The sequence below is a fragment of the Hymenobacter gelipurpurascens genome, assembly GCF_900187375.1.
GTDB lineage: Bacteria > Bacteroidota > Bacteroidia > Cytophagales > Hymenobacteraceae > Hymenobacter > Hymenobacter gelipurpurascens.
The window spans coordinates 2,094,293-2,113,191 of the sequence record NZ_FYEW01000001.1; the positions used below are offsets into that span (position 1 = coordinate 2,094,293).

The 18,899-nt window shown below is 57.1% G+C and carries 17 protein-coding genes; 7 read left to right on the forward strand and 10 right to left on the reverse strand.

What is annotated here, in order from left to right; all coding sequences use genetic code 11:
• Nucleotides 1–26: 26 nt before the first annotated feature.
• Entirely contained in the window at nucleotides 27–1,610 is a 1,584-nt protein-coding gene (locus CFT68_RS08795; RefSeq protein WP_088843024.1) for an amino acid permease, read from the reverse strand.
• Nucleotides 1,611–1,821: 211 nt separating this feature from the next.
• Here CFT68_RS08795 and CFT68_RS08800 point away from each other — a divergent pair, with 211 nt between their 5' ends.
• Nucleotides 1,822–2,307, forward strand: a complete 486-nt coding sequence (locus tag CFT68_RS08800; RefSeq protein WP_088843025.1) for a hypothetical protein — start codon at nucleotides 1,822–1,824, stop codon at nucleotides 2,305–2,307.
• A gap of 69 nt (nucleotides 2,308–2,376) precedes the next feature.
• On the opposite strand, the gene CFT68_RS08805 is transcribed toward CFT68_RS08800, so the two are convergent.
• Together CFT68_RS08805 and CFT68_RS08810 are read right to left on the reverse strand one after the other, a co-directional pair.
• Nucleotides 2,377–3,024 carry an NADPH-dependent F420 reductase gene (locus tag CFT68_RS08805; RefSeq protein WP_088843026.1) on the reverse strand — a complete coding sequence of 216 codons (648 nt, stop codon included), beginning with the start codon at nucleotides 3,022–3,024 and terminating at the stop codon, nucleotides 2,377–2,379.
• A gap of 83 nt (nucleotides 3,025–3,107) precedes the next feature.
• Nucleotides 3,108–3,539: a MarR family winged helix-turn-helix transcriptional regulator gene (locus CFT68_RS08810; protein WP_088843027.1), complete on the reverse strand. Its 432-nt coding sequence runs from the start codon at nucleotides 3,537–3,539 to the stop codon at nucleotides 3,108–3,110.
• A 228-nt stretch (nucleotides 3,540–3,767) separates the two neighbouring features.
• Here CFT68_RS08810 and CFT68_RS08815 point away from each other — a divergent pair, with 228 nt between their 5' ends.
• Entirely contained in the window at nucleotides 3,768–5,144 is a 1,377-nt protein-coding gene (locus CFT68_RS08815; RefSeq protein ID WP_088843028.1) for an MBL fold metallo-hydrolase, read from the forward strand.
• A gap of 124 nt (nucleotides 5,145–5,268) precedes the next feature.
• Nucleotides 5,269–6,495 carry an exonuclease subunit SbcD gene (gene sbcD / locus CFT68_RS08820; RefSeq protein ID WP_088843029.1) on the forward strand — a complete coding sequence of 409 codons (1,227 nt, stop codon included), beginning with the start codon at nucleotides 5,269–5,271 and terminating at the stop codon, nucleotides 6,493–6,495.
• A gap of 22 nt (nucleotides 6,496–6,517) precedes the next feature.
• Here the strand turns inward: sbcD and CFT68_RS08825 are convergent, their stop codons facing one another.
• From CFT68_RS08825 to CFT68_RS08835, 3 genes are all read right to left on the reverse strand, one after another.
• Nucleotides 6,518–7,021 (reverse strand): GNAT family N-acetyltransferase, encoded by a 504-nt coding sequence (locus CFT68_RS08825; protein WP_088843030.1) that lies wholly within the window; start codon nucleotides 7,019–7,021, stop codon nucleotides 6,518–6,520.
• Nucleotides 7,022–7,060: 39 nt separating this feature from the next.
• Nucleotides 7,061–8,335, reverse strand: a complete 1,275-nt coding sequence (locus CFT68_RS08830) for a glycoside hydrolase family 2 TIM barrel-domain containing protein (protein WP_088843031.1) — start codon at nucleotides 8,333–8,335, stop codon at nucleotides 7,061–7,063.
• A gap of 127 nt (nucleotides 8,336–8,462) precedes the next feature.
• Nucleotides 8,463–8,741, reverse strand: a complete 279-nt coding sequence (locus CFT68_RS08835) for a hypothetical protein (protein ID WP_088843032.1) — start codon at nucleotides 8,739–8,741, stop codon at nucleotides 8,463–8,465.
• A gap of 290 nt (nucleotides 8,742–9,031) precedes the next feature.
• Here CFT68_RS08835 and CFT68_RS08840 point away from each other — a divergent pair, with 290 nt between their 5' ends.
• The gene (locus CFT68_RS08840; RefSeq protein ID WP_088843033.1) at nucleotides 9,032–9,274 is read left to right on the forward strand and encodes a hypothetical protein; all 243 of its coding nucleotides are present in this window, start codon (nucleotides 9,032–9,034) and stop codon (nucleotides 9,272–9,274) included.
• Between the two features lie 150 nt (nucleotides 9,275–9,424).
• On the opposite strand, the gene CFT68_RS08845 is transcribed toward CFT68_RS08840, so the two are convergent.
• Complete coding sequence (locus tag CFT68_RS08845; protein WP_141106499.1) at nucleotides 9,425–10,186, reverse strand: hypothetical protein; 762 nt, start codon at nucleotides 10,184–10,186, stop codon at nucleotides 9,425–9,427.
• Between the two features lie 106 nt (nucleotides 10,187–10,292).
• Nucleotides 10,293–10,853, reverse strand: coding sequence for a cupin domain-containing protein (locus CFT68_RS08850; RefSeq protein ID WP_088843035.1), 561 nt, complete (start codon nucleotides 10,851–10,853; stop codon nucleotides 10,293–10,295).
• A gap of 312 nt (nucleotides 10,854–11,165) precedes the next feature.
• On the opposite strand from CFT68_RS08850, the gene CFT68_RS08855 reads away from it, so the two are divergent.
• A complete protein-coding gene (locus CFT68_RS08855; protein ID WP_088843037.1) occupies nucleotides 11,166–14,606 on the forward strand; it encodes an AAA family ATPase in 3,441 nt (1,146 codons plus the stop codon).
• A 14-nt stretch (nucleotides 14,607–14,620) separates the two neighbouring features.
• On the opposite strand, the gene CFT68_RS08860 is transcribed toward CFT68_RS08855, so the two are convergent.
• Nucleotides 14,621–15,691 carry a DUF6687 family protein gene (locus CFT68_RS08860; RefSeq protein WP_088843039.1) on the reverse strand — a complete coding sequence of 357 codons (1,071 nt, stop codon included), beginning with the start codon at nucleotides 15,689–15,691 and terminating at the stop codon, nucleotides 14,621–14,623.
• A gap of 137 nt (nucleotides 15,692–15,828) precedes the next feature.
• Complete coding sequence (locus CFT68_RS08865; RefSeq protein WP_245815318.1) at nucleotides 15,829–17,055, reverse strand: tol-pal system protein YbgF; 1,227 nt, start codon at nucleotides 17,053–17,055, stop codon at nucleotides 15,829–15,831.
• 871 nt (nucleotides 17,056–17,926) lie between these two features.
• Between CFT68_RS08865 and CFT68_RS08875 the strand changes: the two genes are divergently transcribed.
• A complete protein-coding gene (locus CFT68_RS08875; RefSeq protein ID WP_088843043.1) occupies nucleotides 17,927–18,364 on the forward strand; it encodes a hypothetical protein in 438 nt (145 codons plus the stop codon).
• 171 nt (nucleotides 18,365–18,535) lie between these two features.
• On the forward strand, nucleotides 18,536–18,844 hold the full coding sequence (gene trxA, locus CFT68_RS08880) for a thioredoxin (RefSeq protein ID WP_088843044.1): 309 nt from the start codon (nucleotides 18,536–18,538) through the stop codon (nucleotides 18,842–18,844).
• Nucleotides 18,845–18,899 lie beyond the last annotated feature (55 nt).

The following is an 18,899-nucleotide window of genomic DNA, read 5'->3' on the forward strand; positions in this document are numbered from 1 at the left end:
TTGCATAAACAGTGGCCTAGAAGAATTTAGTTCTTGTCAACCGGCTCAATGAAGGCTTGCTCTTCCATTTCGGTAGGCATTACAACCACACCTTGCTGCAGCTTGGAGTTGCGCTTGCCGTAGAGGAAATACACGATAAAGCCGAGCAGCATCCAGCCCATAGCCACCTTCAGCGTGAAGGCATCGAGGGCGGCAATCATGCTCAAGCACACCAGAATGCCCATAATCGGCACGAAGGGGAACGTGGGCGACGAGAGCGGTGCGCGGAACGGACGAGGCTGCGCGGGGTCAGAACGACGCATGATCCAGACGCCAGCCGATACCAGCACGAAGGCCAGCAGCGTACCGAACGAAGTCAGGTCACCGGCCAAAGAGCCGGGTACGAAGGCCGCAAAACCACCCACAAACACTAGCAGGGCCAGGTTAGATTTGTAGGGCGTAGAGAACTTGGGGTGTAGATCGGAGAAGGCTTTCGGCATCAGACCGTCCTTCGCCATCGAGAAGAACACGCGGCTCTGGCCCATCAGCATCACCAGAATTACCGACGAGAAACCCAGCAGAATGGCCAGCGTTACGGCCGTGCTCAGCCAGCCGTAGCCGGGCATGTGCGCCTTAATAGCGTAGGCCACTGAAGCTTCGCCGCCCTTAGCTGGGTCAGCGAATTCGCGCCAGTTGGCTACACCCGTCAGTACGTGACCGAACAGGATATACAGAACCGTACAGATAGCCAACGAGCCGAGGATACCGATAGGCATGTCGCGCTTGGGGTTTTTGGCCTCCTGTGCAGCGGTGCTCACGGCATCAAAGCCGATAAAGGCGAAGAATACGATGGCAGCGCCACCCAGCACACCACCCATACCATGCTTGTTCCACTCGGTATACTCCCGAACGATGTGGCCGGCGGCGTTTTTCACGGGCTCAGCATTCTCCGGAATCAGGTAAGGCGTGTGGTTAGCGGGGTTGATAAACTGCCAGCCTACCGCAATGAAAACCAGCACGATAGCCACTTTCAGGATTACCACGATGGAGTTGAACATGGCCGACTCCTGGGTGCCTTTGATCAGCAACAAGGAAAGCGCCACGATAATCAGCAGGGCGGGCAGGTTCATGATGCCATGCTGCATCACGCCATCAATGGCCGCGCTTTCAAATGGCGAGTGGCTCCAGGCGTAGGATATCGGGGACATCCCAAAATCCTCCAGCAGCTTGTTGAGGTATTCGCTCCAAGCAATGGATACGGTGGCGGCCCCGAGGGCGTATTCCATAATCAGGGCCCAGCCGATAACCCAGGCCACAAACTCGCCCATGGTAGTGTAGGCATAGGTGTAGGCCGAGCCGGCAATCGGAATCATGGCGGCAAACTCGGCGTAGCACAGGCCCGCGAACACGCAGCCAATGGCAGCTACAATAAAGGCCAGCGTAACGCCCGGTCCTGATGCCTGCGCCGCGGCAGCAGCCGTCCGCACAAACAGACCTGCGCCGATGATGGCCCCCACGCCCAAGGCCACGAGGTTGCCGGCGCCCAGCGTGCGTTTCAGCGTGCCGTGGCCGGTGGAGTTAGCCTCGCCCAACAGCAGGGCCAGGGGTTTTTTGGCGAAAATATTTGCCATACAGGTTGTGAGAGAAGAAAGAAAAAGGTGAGTGTGATGAAGAATTGGCAACGAAAGCCATCTGCAAGTGGCTACGAGGCCCGAATATAGGCCTTTCTCCTGATTGCTGACGTTGGCCCGGATGTTGCAAATGAGTTTTGGGCCTCCGGATTAAACCTTGGCCCGCGGCAGTACTCTAACTGCCATAACTCTCCACACAGACTCTGCAATTATGAAAAAGATGCTTGCCTTGCTGGCTGCCGTTGCGCTTACCGCCAGTGCCGCTTCCGCCCAAACTACTACCACTACCACAACTGCTCCCATGGACCACCGTGGCCACATGGGCCAAAAAGGCCAGGGCCGCATGATGAACATGACGCCCGAGCAGCACGCCGATATGCAGGCCCAGCGCCTCACCAAGCAGCTAGGCCTCTCCGCTGACCAAGCCACGCAGGTGCGCGCCATTTCCCTGGCCGAAGCGCAGGAAATGAAAACTATGCGCGATCAGGCCATGGCCTCCACCGACCGCAAAGCCGGCATGGAGCAAATGAAAGCCACCCGCGATAAGTACGACACCCAACTCAAAGCCGTGCTTACCCCTGACCAAGCCACCAAGTATGCCCAGATGCGCGACCACAAAATGGACAAGCGTGAGGCAATGAAAGATGGCAAGATGAAGGCGAAAGAAGGTAAAATCAAAACCAAAATGAAGAGCTAAGCCCTAGACTTCTTTGCACAAAAAAGCCCTGACTGAATAGTTAGGGCTTTTTTTGTGCAAGCAGGTAGTTTACTGTGCTGATGTGAAGCTCATGGCGTGCGTCCAGGTGTTGTGCTTGATGCCGTAGCGCACCCACAGCAGCACAAACGGCTCCGTGGCGCGGGCCTCCTCTAGGCCACCTAGGTCGGTAATGCGCTTCCAGCCTAAGTCTTGGAGCAGTTTGGTTACCTGGTCTTTGGCGCCGGCATCGTCGCCGCACACAAACATATCGGGCTCCCCTGACGAAGCCGGATCGACCATTTGGGCCACGTTTACCAGGTTCAGGGTCTTCACTACATGCGCCCCCGGCAGTGCCCGCTGCACTTGTTCCCCCAGCGAGTCAGTAATGCCTACGAACAACTTCGGCGGCATGCCCTGCGAGAAATCCAGCGGATTAGTAAGGTCGATAACCGTTTTGCCCACGAAGTTTTCCGGGCCGCCTTGCGTTACGGCTGCTACGGTGCCTGTGCCCAGCGTGGCTACAATAATCAGTTCACCGAAGTGAGCTGCGTCGGCAAAAGAGCCTTCGTGTGCTCCGCCCCCCTGCTGCTGTGCCCAGGCAACAGCTTTTTCATTGCTGCGCTGGCGCGAGCCTAGCAATACCTCGTGGCCTAGGCTTAGCAGTTTAGCGCCCAGCGTTTGTCCTACGTTTCCGGTACCCAGAATGCCAATTTTCATGTGTGTAGAAATGGTTGAAGTGAAGAAAGAAAAAATCTGTTATTTGTTTGTACATACAACTATAATAAGCCAAAAAAAAGCCACTATAGCTGCAAGGCTTTGGTAGCGGCGTAGGCCTGCTTTGTTAGCGTAGCGGCGGCTTCGGCCCCCAGCAACTCGTTATAGCGCTTAAACAAGCTATTCCAGGCCTGCTTTAGTTGCGGCTGCAGAGCAGTTCCCTGCTCTGTAGCATGCACATGGGTTGCGCGGCCCACTACCTCACGGCGCAAATAGCCCTGGTGTTCCAGCTTTTCCACTAAGCGTGTTACGGTAGAAGGCGTCAGCTCCATTGTTTCACTGATTTGCTTGGGCTGAATGCCCGGAACCCGGTTCACCGTCATCACCACAAAAGCCAGCGATGGCGCCAGGCCAGTGCCCCGAAATTCCTGCTCTGCCAAACTCGTCATCAGGCGAGCCAGTGCATTTGCTGAAAACAGCAGGCAGTTGCAGTAAGGAGAGTCTGGTTTGGCTTTCATAGCAGAGAGTAAGACAAAGCTACCGCATCATGATTGTATGTACAATCAATAATCTTAAAATCAATTCTGTTCTCGTCATAAAGCATTTATTTCTAACTTATTACTCCTGGTATAAAAACAAATACCCGTACCGTTGACTACAATAGGTTCGGCGGTTACCCTATATTTGAAGACATGCGCCCCGCCACAACCCGTTTCTGGTGGCGCATCCACCACATCCTACACCCCATGAGTCCTCTGCCCAGTAGTACCACCTCGGTACAAATTCAGCAGCTATACGACAAAGGCTTGGCCCACGCGAGCTACGCCATCCGCAGCGGCCGCCAGGTGGTCATCATCGACCCGGCCCGCGACCCACAACCCTACTACGATTTCGCCGACGAGCACGACGCCAAGATTGTCGCCGTCATCGAAACCCATCCCCACGCCGACTTCGTGAGCAGCCACCTGGAAATTGCCCAGGAAACCGGCGCCACCATCTACGTCAGCAAGCTGGTGCACGCCAGCTACCCCCACCACACCTTCGACGACGGCCAGCGCATTTCTATTGGAACTGTGGAGCTGCACGCCATCAATACCCCCGGCCACTCCCCAGATTCGATCAGCATCCTGCTGATGGACGAGCTAGGCCAGGCCCGCGCCATTTTCACCGGCGACACCCTGTTTGTGGGGGATGTAGGCCGCCCCGACCTGCGCGAAAGCGACAACGTAGGCGGCCACAGCCGCGAGGAGTTGGCCGCCCAGCTTTACCGCAGTACCCGCCAGAAGCTCATGACCTTGCCGGCCACCACGCGTGTGTATCCGGCGCACGGCCCCGGCTCCTTGTGCGGCAAAACCACCAGCCTCGACCTCGACAGTACCATTGGCAAAGAGCTGAAGACGAACTACGCGCTACAGCCCATGTCGGAAGATGAGTTTGTGCGGATTCTGCTGGAAGATCAGCCCTTTATGCCGAAATACTTCGGGCACGATGTACTGCTGAACAAGCACGGCGCATTGCCCTTCGAGGATAGCATTCGGGCAGTGCCGCGCCTGTTTAATGCCGATGAGCTGGCGCCGGATGTGCTCGTAATCGACACCCGACCGGCCGCCGAGTTCCGCCTAGGCCACTTGCCGGGCGCTATCAACCTGATGGATGGCGGCAAGTTTGAAACATGGCTGGGCTCCATCATTGGCCCCCAAGAGCCGTTCTATCTGGTTGCCGATTCACAGATTGCGCTGGACACAGTGATTCGCAAAACCGCTAAAATCGGCTACGAAGGCAACGTGCGCGGTGCCCTCCTGACTCCCCAACACCTGCCTGCTACCAGTCCCGAAACCAACGTAGACCAGGTACGCGAGCGGCCCGAAGACTTCACCATCGTGGATATCCGCAACCGCACCGAAACCAAGCAGCCCATCTTTGAGAATGCGCTGCTGATTCCGCTGCCTGAGCTGCGCGAGCGGGCCCACGAGGTGCCTACCAGCAAGCCCGTGCTCGTGCACTGCGCCGGCGGCTACCGCTCGGCGGCTGGGGCCAGCATTCTGCAAGCGGCGTTGCCAGGTTCCACCATATACGATCTGGGCGAGGCTATTTCCACATTCCAGCCGCAGGCCGTGCATTAAGCTTCCCATAAAAAAGAAAGCACCGTCAGACGCGGAGGTTCTGGGGCACGCTCCCGGGACTTCCGCGTTTTTCATTCCCTTTTGTCTGCGGGAACCGATACGCGGCCCTTTATCTTTGCACCATATGCGCGTACTACACACCGCCGACTGGCACTTGGGCCAGCGCTTCATTCAGGGCCACGAACGGACCGAGGAACACCGGCATTTCCTGGAGTGGCTCGTGACGACCATTCAGGAGCAGCAGGTGGAAGTGCTCGTTATTGCCGGCGACATTTTCGATACCGGTTCGCCTTCCAACCAGGCGCTGGAGCTGTACTACTCGTTTCTGCTCAACATGCGCGGCACTACCTGCCGCGATATCGTGGTGGTGGGCGGCAACCACGATTCGCCAGCCACCCTGAACGCGCCGGCACGTCTGTTGCGCCATTTGCGCGTGCATGTAGTTGGGTGCGTGCCCGATTGCTTCGAAGATCAGATTCTGGTGCTCGACGATGCCACCGGCAAGCCCGGCCTGGTGGTGTGCGCCGTGCCTTTCCTGCGCGACCGTGACGTGCGCCTCTCCGTGCCCGGCGAAACCGCCGAGGAGCGCGAAGCCCGCATCAAACAAGGCATTGCCGACCACTACGCCCGCGTGGCTGCCGCCGAGCAGGTGTGGCAGCTCAAAGACCTGGGCCTGCCTGTGCTGGCCACTGGCCACCTCTACGCCGCCGGCGCCTCTCCTTCCGACTCGGAGCGCACCATTCACGTCGGCAATCTGGGCCAGGTCACGGCCGACCATTTTCCGGATGTGTTCGATTATGTGGCCCTAGGCCACTTGCACCGCCCGCAGCGCGTGGGTGGCCGCGAGCATATCCGCTACTCGGGCTCCCCTATTCCGTTGTCGTTTTCCGAAATTGGTCATCCGAAAGAAGTGCTACTGCTGGAGTTTGTGGCTGGCAAGCTGCACCAGTTGCAAGCGCTGGAGGTGCCCGGCACCCGCCGTCTGATCCGTTTCCAGGGCACGTTGGAAGAAGTAACGAGTGGCCTACAGGCCTACGACAATGCGGGCTTCGTGCTGCCGGCCTGGGCCGATGTGCAGGTGCACTCCGAGCTGACCCAACTGGAGGTAGCCGACGCACTGCTGAAAGTGATTCAGGAGCTGGACCGCCACCAGCTGCAAGTGCTGGCTCGCCGACATTTCCGCCTCGTGCAGCTGCGCGCCCTAGGCCAGGAAGATCTCGAAGCGCCCCTCACCCGCAGCCTCCACGACTTCACCGAACGCGAAGTGTTTGAGCAGCGCCTGGCCAATGAGCCTGAGCAAGGCCGCGCGGAGCTCCTGCGCACGTTCGATGAGCTCCTGGAAAGCCTCTAGGCCAGTAAGAAATTAAATATTGTTATGCGGAGCGCCTCACCGCGTACACTAGTTCATCCAGGTATTCGCCATTTTTGAAAAACGTCTTTTCGAAACGCGCTTCCAACACAAAGCCTGCTTTCTCCAACACGCGCTGTGAGGCTAGGTTAGTACCGAATGGGCGGGCAAAAATGCGGTTGATGTCGAAGGTCTGGAAGCCGTAAGCCACTAGCTGCTTCACAGCCTCCGTGATGATGCCACGGCCCCAGAAGTGCTCAGCCAGCCAATACCCCATTTCCGCATTTTTGCGCTCGATATTGCTGCCCGGGTGAATACCGATGCCGCCCACGGCTCGGCCATCTACCTCAATGGCGAAGATGTGCACCGGATTGGCCTGGCTGGCCATCTGGATGAAATTTCGGCCGGTTTCCTCGGTGTAGGGATGCGGAAACTGGTCGTTCATAAAGCCCGCAATGGCAGGGTTATTGGCCGATTGAATGAGGCTAGGCAGGTCATCAGGTGACCATGGGCGGAGCGTAAACGACATACCGTTCGGTGTATTTATAAGGTCTCTGAAGGAGTGGTTTTACTTGCCTTTTACATAGAAGGGAATGTTCGCCGTAGCCACGTTATCCTGGCCGTCATAGGCATACACGAATAAGCGGTAGGCTCCTTCCTGGGCCGGTGCCTTAAGAGTAGTCTGGGCTTTGGCACCGGTCGGAATCAAGCCCGAAATAGCCACAGGCCGGCTTTCCCGGTCGCCACCCGATTTGAGGTCTGTGCTTTCCGGGAGCAGTTCCCAGCGGTAGGTCAAGGCGTCTTTGTCGGGGTCGGTGATGGTGACTGCGGCGGGCACGCTCTGACCGGGCTGCAGGTACACGTTGTCGGTGGCCTTTTGGTTATTCAGCAGAAACGAGGTGAGGTGAGGTGCGCGGTTCGTAGGCCACTTGCCGCTCCACAGGTACTGCATCACATCGACCACTTCCGATTCTTTGCCGTCTTCCGTGAACAGCCCGTACCAAGTGGGGGTGCGCTCCTGCTTCTGGCTCCACAGAAACACATACGTGCCCAAACATTGGGTTTTGTCTTTGGCAACCGAGGCCTCGTAGCGGCTCTGGTACACGGCGGCTTTCTGGCTGCTGGTTTCTTCTACTGATGCTTTCCAGGGCGTAACGGGGCTTTCCCAGTGGCCGGTGGGTCCCCATTCGGCCACCACGTAAGGGCCAGTCCAGCCGGTGGTGCGCACCTGCTGCGGAATGGAAGCCAAGCCTGCGTAGGTATTGATGCTGAGGATATCCACAGCCGGGCACTTGGCCTTTATAAGGTCTACTTCCTTCTGGTTGAGGCCCGCTAGCACGGTGCTGGTTGGGTGATTGGGGTCTACTTCATGAATCATCTGGGCAATCTGCTGCACAGCATCCCAGACCTTGGGATTGCTATACTCCAGGTTCAGTTCGTTGCCGATGCCCCAGAATAGCACGGCCGGGTCGTCTTTATACTTCAGCACGTCGGCGCGCAGCCGTTGCAGCTGCTCCGCAACGGCCTGGGGGTTGTTGTAGTCGAAGCCGTGCCGCTCGCGGGCCACATCTAGCCCTAGCATCACCGTGAGGCCGTTTTTATTGGCTTCGGCCAGCGTTTTATCAGCCCCCTCCGTGCTCCAGGTCCGGATAGAGTTGCCCCCGTAGGCCTTCACGCGTTCCGGAAACTGGCCGCCTCCTGCACCTTTGATGAAGTATGGCTTACCCGCGCGCAGCAGCTCATAGCGGCCATTCGCTTGTTTCACTTCCACTTTAACCGGCGTTTTTTGGGCGCACGCAACAGTGGCAAGCGCTAGCAGAGCAAGAACTAAATGGGATTTCATAGGCCAGGGTATCAGAAGTAGGTGCCCAAAGTAAAGGGTATTTATTCACCTCGTTTGTTGCCTGACTTCGTTCAGCCATTCTGCCTGGTGCCTAATGCTGCCTACCAGGCCTAGCTGTATACGCTACTTAAAGCGGCTCATCGTTGCTGGTGTTGCTGGCACCCGGGTCCGATTCGCCGGGCGATTCGGGCTGCGTATCAGCCGCGGAAGGGTCAGCCGATGCATCCGTAGCCTGCTGGCTATCGGTAGATTCATCGGCAGTTGCCTCAGTAGCAGCAGGCTCGCCGTCCGGACGGGGCAGGTTGGTAGCGGTATCCTTGTCGGCGCTTTGCGCATCGGAGGTACCTGTAGTGGCCGGTGAGTTTACGTCCGGTTTAGGCTGCCTCGGGTCATGTGTAGAGTTCATAAAAGATGCGTCTGAAACGTGATAACAGCTGCTACCACTGCAGCTATTGGTAGCGGGTTATACGGTAGAGCTACGCGCACGGCGGACCATGTATACCAGCTGTTGTTTAACACAACCTCGGCGCAGCGCAAACGACACGCTACGTGCTTATTAGCACAACGCTAGCCTTTAACTCTTCGTTGTTTCCAGCAGTAGCATTGCTCTATTCAGAGAGACACTATCTGGCTGCTAGTCTCAACCCTGCTGCCGCTATCTGCGTTATACACACTCCACCATTTCTCTTGTCAATCATGGGCATATTTGGTTCTGACCGCCAACGGAGCGGTACTATGGGTGGCCTGCTTTCAGGCCTGTTTGGAGGCCGTGCATCGGCTAACCCCACTTCCAGCAACCCCGAGAGCTACGGCAGAAATTCCGGTGGCTTTGGCCGTAAACTAGCCGGCGGAGCCTTACTGGCGGCCGGTGCGGCGTACTTATACAACCGTTCGAAGAACAGGAACACCAGCGCACCCAACCTCGATTTTAACCGCTAGGCCACCTGCTTGGCTTTCTACCAGCCCCACTTCTGCCCCATACGGGCTGCAGTGGGGCTTTTGCCTGTAATAGAGTCCTATAAAACTACTGGCAATTCCTACCGACTCTGCTTTCTGGAGCTGACTGAGCGCCTTAACGTCCGTTACACCTCAGCCCGCTACCAGAGGTCTGGTAAACTCAATCGCCTTACCAGTCCAGGCTTTTGTGTTCCCGGAAGCATCCAGTAAAGTAAATGTTACGGAAAAGCGTGTTCCTTTTTCCAGCATAAATGCCCCCACGCACATGCCATGGCCTACTGAGACTAGGCCAGTTGTGCCGGGCTGCAGATAGTAGCTACTGGTTTTGCCACTGGCCAGGTCCTTGACGGTAGCCTTGATTAAACAAGCTGACTGATCCAGGATGTTTGCGCTGAAATCAACAACCACTTCAGGCCCGCAGCCCATTTCGATGTACTGTTTAGATTTCTCCTGGGGCAGGGTTTTCCAGGTGGGCGGTGTCTCATCTAGGCCAGGCTCCACGGTATAGAACACCCTCGTGATACCCATTCCATTCGCGTATTCAATAACGTTTCCCGTTTTAGCTCCTTCGCCCCGAATAATCAACTCGTATTGCGTGCCCACTTCCAGTGCCCGGCTGGGTTGCAACACAGCCTGGGTCATGGCATACTGGCCTACCAACTTCTCTTTCACCACCAGCGGTATGCGCGCAGAGCCAGCTTGCAGAAATGCGTGATAGGTGCTGCCTAGGCCACTTACTATTGGCTGACTGTTCGCCCAAGCGTCAATTACAAAAACAGTATTTGACTTAACAGTTTTGCTGCTGGGCCAAACCCGTAGGCCACTAGTGTAACACTTGGCCTGTACTGTATGCACCAGACTTAGGGCTATCAGATAAATTAGGATACGCTTCATATACATAACAGGAGATGTGATAAAGACAGGTAAACATGCCTAAAGTAGCGCAAGGCTGGTAAAGATCTGTACCTGGCTGCTCCCGCCTCATCATGTCTTTCCGTCTTTACCCCACCTTCAGCGGCGGGCCCACCACTTTCATTTCGTGGGCCTCGAAAATGCGGGCTATTTCCTGCGGTGTTGGCTCGGTCTTGAGCGCAGCCAGTGCCAGGAAGAATTCTTCGAGCTTGCCAGCGGGCTGCAGCGTAACCGTCATTTTGCCCGTAGCACTAACTTGGGCCCAGGCGTGGGGCACCTGGCGGGGCAGGAAAATACTGTCGCCGGATTTTAGCTGGTAGTTGTCCTCGCCTACTTGGAAGTAATATTCGCCGGCCTCCACGAAAAATACCTCGTCCTGGGAGTAGTGCAGGTGCAGCGGCGTGCCCCGGCCCTGCGATAGGCTGGTTTGCTCGAAGATGGCCAGGCCGCCGTTCGTATCGTGTCCCGAGACTTTCACATCCAGAATATTGGCATTCACGCCTTTCAGCTTGATATGGCCATGCCGCCGGCCTTCGCCGGCAAGAGCTTTAAAGCCTTTGCCCTGGCGGCTACCGGAAGGCGCAACCTGGCCGGTGGCCAGCAAAGGCAAGCCAACCAATGTAGTCTGGATAAAATGGCGACGCTGCATAGGAAGGAATTTTTCAGACGGAGATTTTTAATCAGATAAAGCCGCTAGGCCACTTCACAGCCTAAGCAGAGCCCTGAAACCCAATTACTTGATCATCAAATAAATATAAACATTTCACAATACTTACCGACACTAGTCCGGCAGATAGCGTGCAGAGGGAACAAACCAGTTTTGCGCTATGGTTGCTGATGCTGGCACTGAGCCTACCTGAGGAGGGTTTGCCGTCTGGGCCATTTACCTTTGCGGGGGCTAGGAAATGCGACTTTAACGGCGCCATCTTAGCCCTTCTACTCCCCGAGCCTTGTACTTCGCATGAAAATTCTCCGCGTTCGTTTCTTTAATCTGAACTCCCTGCGCGGGGAGCACGAAGTCAATTTTGGCACCTCGCCGCTGGCCGAGTCGGGCTTGTTTGCCATTACGGGGGCCACGGGGGCCGGCAAAACCACCATTCTCGACGCCATCACGCTGGCCCTCTACGGCCAGATGCCCCGCCACGAACTAGGCGGCCCCGAGCAGGCCATGAGCCACGGCACCGGCGAAAGCTGGGCCGAAGTAGAGTTTGAAGTAAACGGCCGCCGCTACCGCTCCAAATGGGGCCAGTACCGGGCCCGCAAAAAGCCCGAAGGCAAGCTGCAACCACCCACCATGGAGCTCAGCGAGCAGCCCGAAACGCCCACCGGAGAAGCAACGGAGCAGTGGCCCATTCTGGAAGACTATAAGTCGAAGGTACCGCCGCGCGTGGCCGAGCTAAGTGGCCTGGAGTATAAGCAGTTCCTACGCTCAGTGCTGCTGGCCCAGGGCGACTTCACTCGGTTTCTGAAATCCACAGCGGGCGAGCGGGCTCAGCTGCTGGAGAAGATTACGGACACCAAGAAGTATTCTGACATCTCCAGAGCGGCCTACGAGCGCGCCAAGCACGAAACGCAGCAAGTAGAACAACTGCGCGCGGGGCTGGCCGGAGTCGTGCTGCTTTCCCCAGAGGACGTTACATTTCTGGAAGGCGAGGTAACGTCGCTGCACACCCAGCTCGAAACGGCCACCAGTATCCAGAAGCGCCTGCTCGATGTCCAAGCCTGGCTGCGGCGCCTGCAGGAGCTACGCACGCAGCAGGAGCGCAGCAAAGCCCGGCTGCAGCAACTCACGGCGCAGGCCGACACGCTGGCTCCGCTGCGCCAGCGCATGCAGCTGCACACCCAAGCGGCTCCTTTCGCTACGGATTGGGCCTTGCTGCGCCAGGCTGATGAGCACGTAAGGCGGCTGCGGCAGGAAGCCGCTCAGTTGCAGGACCGCCTGCCCCTACTCCAGCAGCAGCGCCAGGAGGCCTACGCCGCTCGCACCGCCGCCCAAGTGGCCTACGAGGCCGCCGAAGCCACCCGCCGGGAGCAGGAACCCAAGCTGGTTGAGGCCGAGAAACTGGATTTTCAGATGCAGGAGGCTCAAAAACAGCTCTTGCTGAGCAAGCAGGAATACGAAGAGAAAAACGAGCAGTGCAAGCGTCTTAAGGCCGCTGCCGAGCACGCCGTAAGCCATGCCCGCGCCCTCCGCGAACAGGTACGGGACCTGAGTAAGTGGCTGGAGCTTAACGCCAACGTAAGCGAACTGACCGAAACCCTACCAGAGCTTTCGGCTAACTTCCAGCACTGGGAGCACCTGAAGGCCGAGCTAGGCCAGTTACGCCAACGCCTCCACGAAGCCACTCAGCGGCAGCAGCTGGCGGCCACAGAAGTCACCAAACATCAGCAGATAGCCGAGGACGCCCGGCGGCAGCTGGCAGCCTTCACGGAGCGCTACCAAGTGGCTACGACGGCTCGGAATACCTGGCTGATCCGGCTGCGCCACCATGTGAGTGGCCTACAGCGCGAGCAGGAAAAGCAGCAGCAGCACTGGGACGACCTACGCCGCAGCCTGCAGATGCAGCAACTCATCCTGAACCACACCGACACCCGCCAGCTCCTGGAGGATGGCCAGCCGTGCCCGGTATGCGGGGCCACGGAGCACCCGTATATGGCAGGTATATTGGGCGTTAGCGAAGATGCTTTTCTGCATGACCGGCAGCGGGAAGAAGAGTTAAGCCAGCAGGTCAGGGCCCTGGGAGCCCGCTTCAACCGCCTGAACACCTACGTCACGATGCTGGAGCAAACCGGCCCGGAGCCGGAAACCGCTTCGTCGGATTCTATTCAGCTGTTGCCGGAAACTGCTGAAAAAGGTGCCGCGGAAGAAGTGAAAGCCTTGGTGCAGAAATTACGGGAGCTGCGCGACCAGCAAACGGCCGCGGAAAACCGCCTGAGCCAGGCCAGCAGTCAGCAGGAGGCAGCAGCCAGCCAGCAACAGGCCTACGCGCAGGATGTCGGCCAGCTGACCCAGGCTCTCACCGATGCCGAGGACCGCGTGCCCGACGCCCGCACCATGATTCAAAGCCAGCTCCAGAATTTTGGGATGGTGTTTACGGAAGAAAACGGCCGGGCCCTGATGGACCAGGCTCGCCAGCGTATTGCGGAATTTGGCGAGAAGAAGGATAAGCTCACGAAGGCGGAACGCGAACTGAGTGGCGTGAGCGTAGAGGAAAAGCAGGCCGAGGAGGAAAAAGGGAAGCTGACAGAATGGCTTCGGACCAACAAACAAGGTCTGCTCGACCGGCACCAGGCCATTCAGGCCCAGCAACAGCAGCGTCAGCAGCTGTTTAGCGGGCCCGATGTGGCGCAGGCGCGTCAGCAGCTCGAAAGTGCCCAGCGCCAGGCTGATGCCCGCCTGAAACAAGCCGAACAGCAACTGCAGCAGCACGAAACAGCACTCACCCTGGCCGAAACCCAGCTGCGCCAACGCCAGCAGGACGCAGAGCAGCAGCACCAGCTTCGGGAGCAGCAGCACCAGACCCTAACGGCTGCCTTGACGGCCGCTGGCCTGGCCCCCGACCCAACGGCCCTCACGGCTCTACTTTTGCCCGATGCAGAGGTTCGCCGCCTCGCCGACCAGTTGCGCCAGCACGAGCAAGATGTGGCCCTGGCCCAGCAAACCCTCACCGACCTGGCCCAGCAGCTTCAGCAAGAGCAAACCCGCGCCCTCACGGAGGAGCCTTCGGAGTCTATTGAGCAGCAGCTCAGCACCACCAATCAGCAGCTAGCCAGCTTAAACCAGCAGCTAGGCCAGCGCCAGCAGCGCCTCCACGACCACCGCACTGGCCTAGAGCGCCACGCTACGCTGGCTGCGCAACTGGCAAATCAGCAACAGCAGGCGCAGCGCTGGCGGCAGCTAACGGAGCTTATCGGCTCAGCCGATGGCAAGAAATTCAGCGAGTTTGCGCAAGGCCTCACCCTGGCCCGCCTGGTGGATCTGGCCAACCGCCACCTGCACCGCCTCACCGACCGCTACCGCATCCTGCGCAACCCCGATGAGCACCTTGATCTGCTTATTCTGGATGAATATCAGGCCGGCAGCACCCGCTCTATGAGCTCGTTATCCGGGGGGGAGAGCTTCCTGGTGAGCCTCGCGCTGGCTCTAGGCCTATCGGAGCTGGCGGGTCGCAAAACCCAGATCGATACGCTCTTCATTGATGAAGGCTTCGGCACCCTAGACCCCGATACGCTGGAAATAGCCCTTTCGGCCCTGGAAATGCTGCAGGGCACCGGCAAAACTATCGGCATCATCTCGCACGTAGAGGCTCTGAAGGAGCGTGTAACCACCCAAATCAATGTCCGGAAAGGCGCCGGCGGTATCAGCACCCTGCAGGTTATTGGCTTCGGAGAAGAGCTGTAGGTCAGCATACTGGCCTACAACTCCCCCTTCCCGCCTCCGGCTGCCCGGATAGCGGCCCAGCTCCAATACCGGCGCGGCTGAACGTTGGTGTATTTCTCCCGGAAGAACTCTACGACTTTTTGCTCCACCATCTCGGGTGTTATAGACGAGGAGTAAATGGGGCGCTGATCGGGGTCGGCGTAGCGCTCGGCTTTGCTGAGGCGGCGGCCGGTAAGCCGTAGCAATGGGCCCGTATCGGTGATGCCATCAAACGTCCATAGGTGGCCGCTTTGCTCCAGGCTGTTCAGGCGAGCTGCTAGGCCATCCAGCGGTAGGCGAGGCAGCGTGGGCCGGCTTTCCAGGTCTATCCAGGTGGTATATTTATACTCGAACTCGTATCGGTTGTCATCATACAGACTGAGCACCATATCGAAGCCTGCAGTAGGCCCAAACAGTGCGTAATACGGAATTGGCTGCGGGGTTTGCACTACCACCAGGCCAATTTCCGGGTATGTGCGTCGGCAGGTTGTGGAGCTTTGAGCGGTAGCCATTGCCTGCCGAATGCGCTCGTACTCGGGTTCCCATGTAGCACGGCCGGCTTCTGGGTTTTCCAGCAGTTGAGCAAAGCGCGGTAAAAACCACTCAAACTTCTCAGCAGAGGCTTCGTCTTCGCGCCGCCGGAGAGCGGGTGCCCCGAAGGGCTCGTAAAAACGGTCTTTTTCCTCGGCATTCAGCCAGCAGACCAATTGCAGTGCGTGCTCGGCCAATGGGTCCTGCCAATTTAGCTCCCGAAAGTCGCCGAGAAGGGCGGTAAGCCGCAGCAGGTGCTCGTGCCGGAGTGCCAGCTCTGGGTGCAACAGGCTCCACACTCCTACAAAACCATCCACATCAAAGTGGTTGGCCGTAACAGCCACGGCTTCTAGGCCAGGGGTTGCAGGCGCCCGCAACGCCCTTAATACGGAGCCGGCGCTGGTGTCGTCGCGGAGAGGCTCGGGAGTAGCTGCGCCGCGCCAATGCGCCAGCGTAAGGGCGGCTCCTAGGCCAGTGCTATCCACCACAATGGTAGGCTGCTGGCGCAACTGCGAGAAAGGAACGAAGGTTTTCAAGCGAAGAAACGAGTACAGAGAGACAGACTGCAAAGGTAGCAGCCTACTCCCACCGCCCGCCGCCTCTTGCTGTCCTCAGCGGACGCAAGCTACCGGCCGCTACGTTATTGGTGCCATAACGCAGCGGCTGGCCTCCGTTACCAGTTTTGGGCGTACGCCGACTTAGCCGTTGATTTTGCCGAAAGCCGCTGGGTTTCTTTCAAATACTCTTTGGCCTCCTGGTATTGGATGGAGTTGCGCTCAGCTTTGTTCACCACTACTTGGTAATAGCGCCGAGCCGCCGGTATGTTCTTCTCCTGTATGGCCATCTTTGCTAGATTCACGTGGGCATACAAATAGTAGCCCCCCTCGTCCTGATCGGTCATTTCCGAAAACACGATGCAACGCTGGTAATACTCCTTCGCTTTTGCCGGGTTCTTGTACTTAAATTGCTGCATCCAGCCTAGGTAATAGGTGGCATAGCGGCCGCTCAGCCCCTCATAGCCCGGATATCCCTGGTTCAACTTGTTCAGAATATCCAGACTTACCCGCTCGCATTCCTTGTGCTTGCCCTGCTCGAAGGAGAACAAGGCGTATTCCCGCGCGAATGGTCCATTATCGGGGTATTTGTACGCCAATTCCTTGGCTACCTTCAAAGCTGCCTCGTCCTGGTCTTCCCGGTCGGAGCCTAGTATCTTAACCAGGAAGTATTTGGCCTCGGTGCTGGTATAAAAGGCGTTGGCAGCCACATTACGCAACTGCTGAATACCCAGCTGGCGGTAGCCTTTGGGAAAGAAAAGCAGAATAGGCCGCAGAAACGGATGCTCCTCAGAAATCCAGGAGGCATAGTAGTTGAACAGCGCCTGCCCAAACAGAAACTCAGAGCTCAGCCCGTTGGCCTCTTTGCTGATTTCGAGGTAGTCGAGGGCGCGCTTGCTGTTTACTGTGGCCTTGCGCAGCTCGTGCCGTTCAGACTGTAGGCGCGCACTAAAGCTGTAGGCCGCCGCTAGGAAAAAGCACGCCTCATAGTTCTTGTTGTCGGCCTCATACAGCTTTTCGCCTTTTGCAATGGCAGAATCCATGTAGGCGTAGAACACCTTGTCGTACTGCTTATTGAGCGTATTGCTGGGGATGATTTTCCACCAAGTGCTGAGCCCCAGCAGAAAATCGGGCAGCGGATGATGCGGGTAGCGGCGCCGTAGGGAACGGAACTGCCTTTCGGCCTTATCGTGCTTCAGGTTATATAGGTTCTCAACCGCCCCGTCCAGTTCCGTCTGGATGTCCTGGTCCGTCAGCAGCCAGCCGGAAGTCTGGCCCGTGGGAGCGACGTCTACGTTTTCGAGTTCTACTCGCTTAACGTTGGCCGAATCAACTTCCTGAGCCAAAGCTCTGCCAGTGAAGGCTAGGAAAAATAAGATAAATAGGGGTTTCTTGATAAGTAAAGGAAGATGCATAGAGTCTGTTTACATGAAATACCAAGAGAGTACAATACACCTTTATTTCGTATAACAAACGTACTAAATATCAAGAACCTAGTCCTCTCAAATGCCGCTGTTTGTGGGGCAAAAACACCATATTCCCGATAAAAGAATCTTGCTGCAAGCTTATAGGATGTTTTCCCTCGACGAAGCACTGACACAGTATGCTTTCGCTGGTCTGCAAGCAGCTGCCTTGTTCTCCTTTTTAAAATCGTTTTCGCCTGTTTGAGATGTGCTCTACTCGTGAGCGACGTATCCAATGCAGGTACTTCTGCATTTCTTCGGCCGTGCGTAGCGCTTCTACCGTGGCATAGCGCCGTGCTAACTCGCGGTTTGTCAGCAGCAAGTGCACCGTGCTGTGACAGGGCTGGCAAAGATTGACGGTAGGCCCGTGGCGTCCTCCTTCTTCCCGGGGCACCAGATGATGCCGTGATACGTGCCGCACCTGCCGCTCGCACAGTTCACAAACCGTTTCCGCAGCATTTGCCAAGGTAGAATACGGAGGAGCTATACGCCGACGCGCCATTGTGAAAAGAAGACTTTACTAGCTAAAACCTGCACTATACGGGGCAAGCATATGGTCGGCTATCAGGCCCAAATAAAAAACTGTGCATAATTATGTTGGTGTTTTCGATTTACATATATATTTGGTTGCAGACCAGCTATATGGTTGTGGGTGTGGGGAGTAAAAACCTTAGTTTACACTTCTTTCATTGGCCCCGAATATGGTAGCACAGGCTGCATTACTGCTGATCTTTTCACACTTTTTTCTGTTTCTATGCGCGTTTCTACTCCTGCAACTTTTCAACGCATTTTCCGGGTGGCCGGCCTGCTGCTGGCGCTGGTGGTTTTTGCCCCCACCACCTCCCGTGCTCAGACCTGGCTCGTCTCTACCGATGCCTACATCAAGCTTGGTGTACTCGACAAATTCGGGCAGCTAGGGGCCTACACAGCCAAATTTGTGGTTATCAACCAGAGTTCCGGTAAGGAGTATGTGCTGGTGAAGGAAATTCCGGCCGGCCAGCACGGCATTGATGTAGTATTCCCTTCTGAGGCTTCTGAGGCCGATTATTTCAAAACGGAGAAAGGTGAAGCGGCCGCTGGCAAACCCGGCCAGTACATCTGGGAGTGCCAGGTGAAAGGAAAAAAAGTCGTTGGCGGCCGATTTAATTTTTCCGAAGTCTCGAATGATGTTACCTTGGTGGGCAAGAACTAACACCCTCCCCACCCTTCACTCACTTGTATTTGCGAAAGCCCGGCGTTGCAGCGCCGGGTTTTTTGCGTTTAGACCACTGCCCTAGGCCACCCCATCATTGTCCTGGAAACTGCGTACAACCGGGGTGGCGGGCTTCAGCAAAGCACCCTTTCATTCTAGCATCTCCTTATCATGGCCAAGAAATCCTTTTCCGAACTTATTAGCAGCCCTGGCATGCCGGTGCTGGTTGACTTTTATGCCGACTGGTGCGGCCCGTGCAAAACCATGGCGCCTATTCTGGAGCAGGTAGCGGCCCAGCACCAAGGCAAACTCAAGGTGATTAAGATTGATGTAGACCGCAACCAAGCGGCTGCACAGCAGTTTCGGGTCCAGAGTATCCCCACGCTTATCCTGTTCCATAAAGGGCAGCCCGTGTGGCGCCAGGCGGGCGTGGTGCCGGCTAACCAGGTAAACCAGGCGCTGCAGTGCGTACTAAGCTGAGCAAAAAAGCGTTCAGCAGGCTCCCGCCTGATCAAACTTACTAGCGGGCTTCGGC

Bases quoted from the DNA above. Each gene is read 5' to 3' on its own strand.
- CFT68_RS08830 (WP_088843031.1), bottom strand. From the start codon at position 8,335: ATGAAATCCCATTTAGTTCTTGCTCTGCTAGCGCTTGCCACTGTTGCG.
- CFT68_RS08825 (WP_088843030.1), bottom strand. From the start codon at position 7,021: ATGTCGTTTACGCTCCGCCCATGGTCACCTGATGACCTGCCTAGCCTC.
- CFT68_RS08875 (WP_088843043.1), top strand. From the start codon at position 17,927: ATGCGCGTTTCTACTCCTGCAACTTTTCAACGCATTTTCCGGGTGGCC.
- CFT68_RS08835 (WP_088843032.1), bottom strand. From the start codon at position 8,741: ATGAACTCTACACATGACCCGAGGCAGCCTAAACCGGACGTAAACTCA.
- trxA (WP_088843044.1), top strand. From the start codon at position 18,536: ATGGCCAAGAAATCCTTTTCCGAACTTATTAGCAGCCCTGGCATGCCG.
- CFT68_RS08815 (WP_088843028.1), top strand. From the start codon at position 3,768: ATGAGTCCTCTGCCCAGTAGTACCACCTCGGTACAAATTCAGCAGCTA.
- CFT68_RS08795 (WP_088843024.1), bottom strand. From the start codon at position 1,610: ATGGCAAATATTTTCGCCAAAAAACCCCTGGCCCTGCTGTTGGGCGAG.
- CFT68_RS08845 (WP_141106499.1), bottom strand. From the start codon at position 10,186: ATGAAGCGTATCCTAATTTATCTGATAGCCCTAAGTCTGGTGCATACA.
- CFT68_RS08840 (WP_088843033.1), top strand. From the start codon at position 9,032: ATGGGCATATTTGGTTCTGACCGCCAACGGAGCGGTACTATGGGTGGC.
- CFT68_RS08810 (WP_088843027.1), bottom strand. From the start codon at position 3,539: ATGAAAGCCAAACCAGACTCTCCTTACTGCAACTGCCTGCTGTTTTCA.
- CFT68_RS08855 (WP_088843037.1), top strand. From the start codon at position 11,166: ATGAAAATTCTCCGCGTTCGTTTCTTTAATCTGAACTCCCTGCGCGGG.
- CFT68_RS08850 (WP_088843035.1), bottom strand. From the start codon at position 10,853: ATGCAGCGTCGCCATTTTATCCAGACTACATTGGTTGGCTTGCCTTTG.
- sbcD (WP_088843029.1), top strand. From the start codon at position 5,269: ATGCGCGTACTACACACCGCCGACTGGCACTTGGGCCAGCGCTTCATT.
- CFT68_RS08805 (WP_088843026.1), bottom strand. From the start codon at position 3,024: ATGAAAATTGGCATTCTGGGTACCGGAAACGTAGGACAAACGCTGGGC.
- CFT68_RS08800 (WP_088843025.1), top strand. From the start codon at position 1,822: ATGAAAAAGATGCTTGCCTTGCTGGCTGCCGTTGCGCTTACCGCCAGT.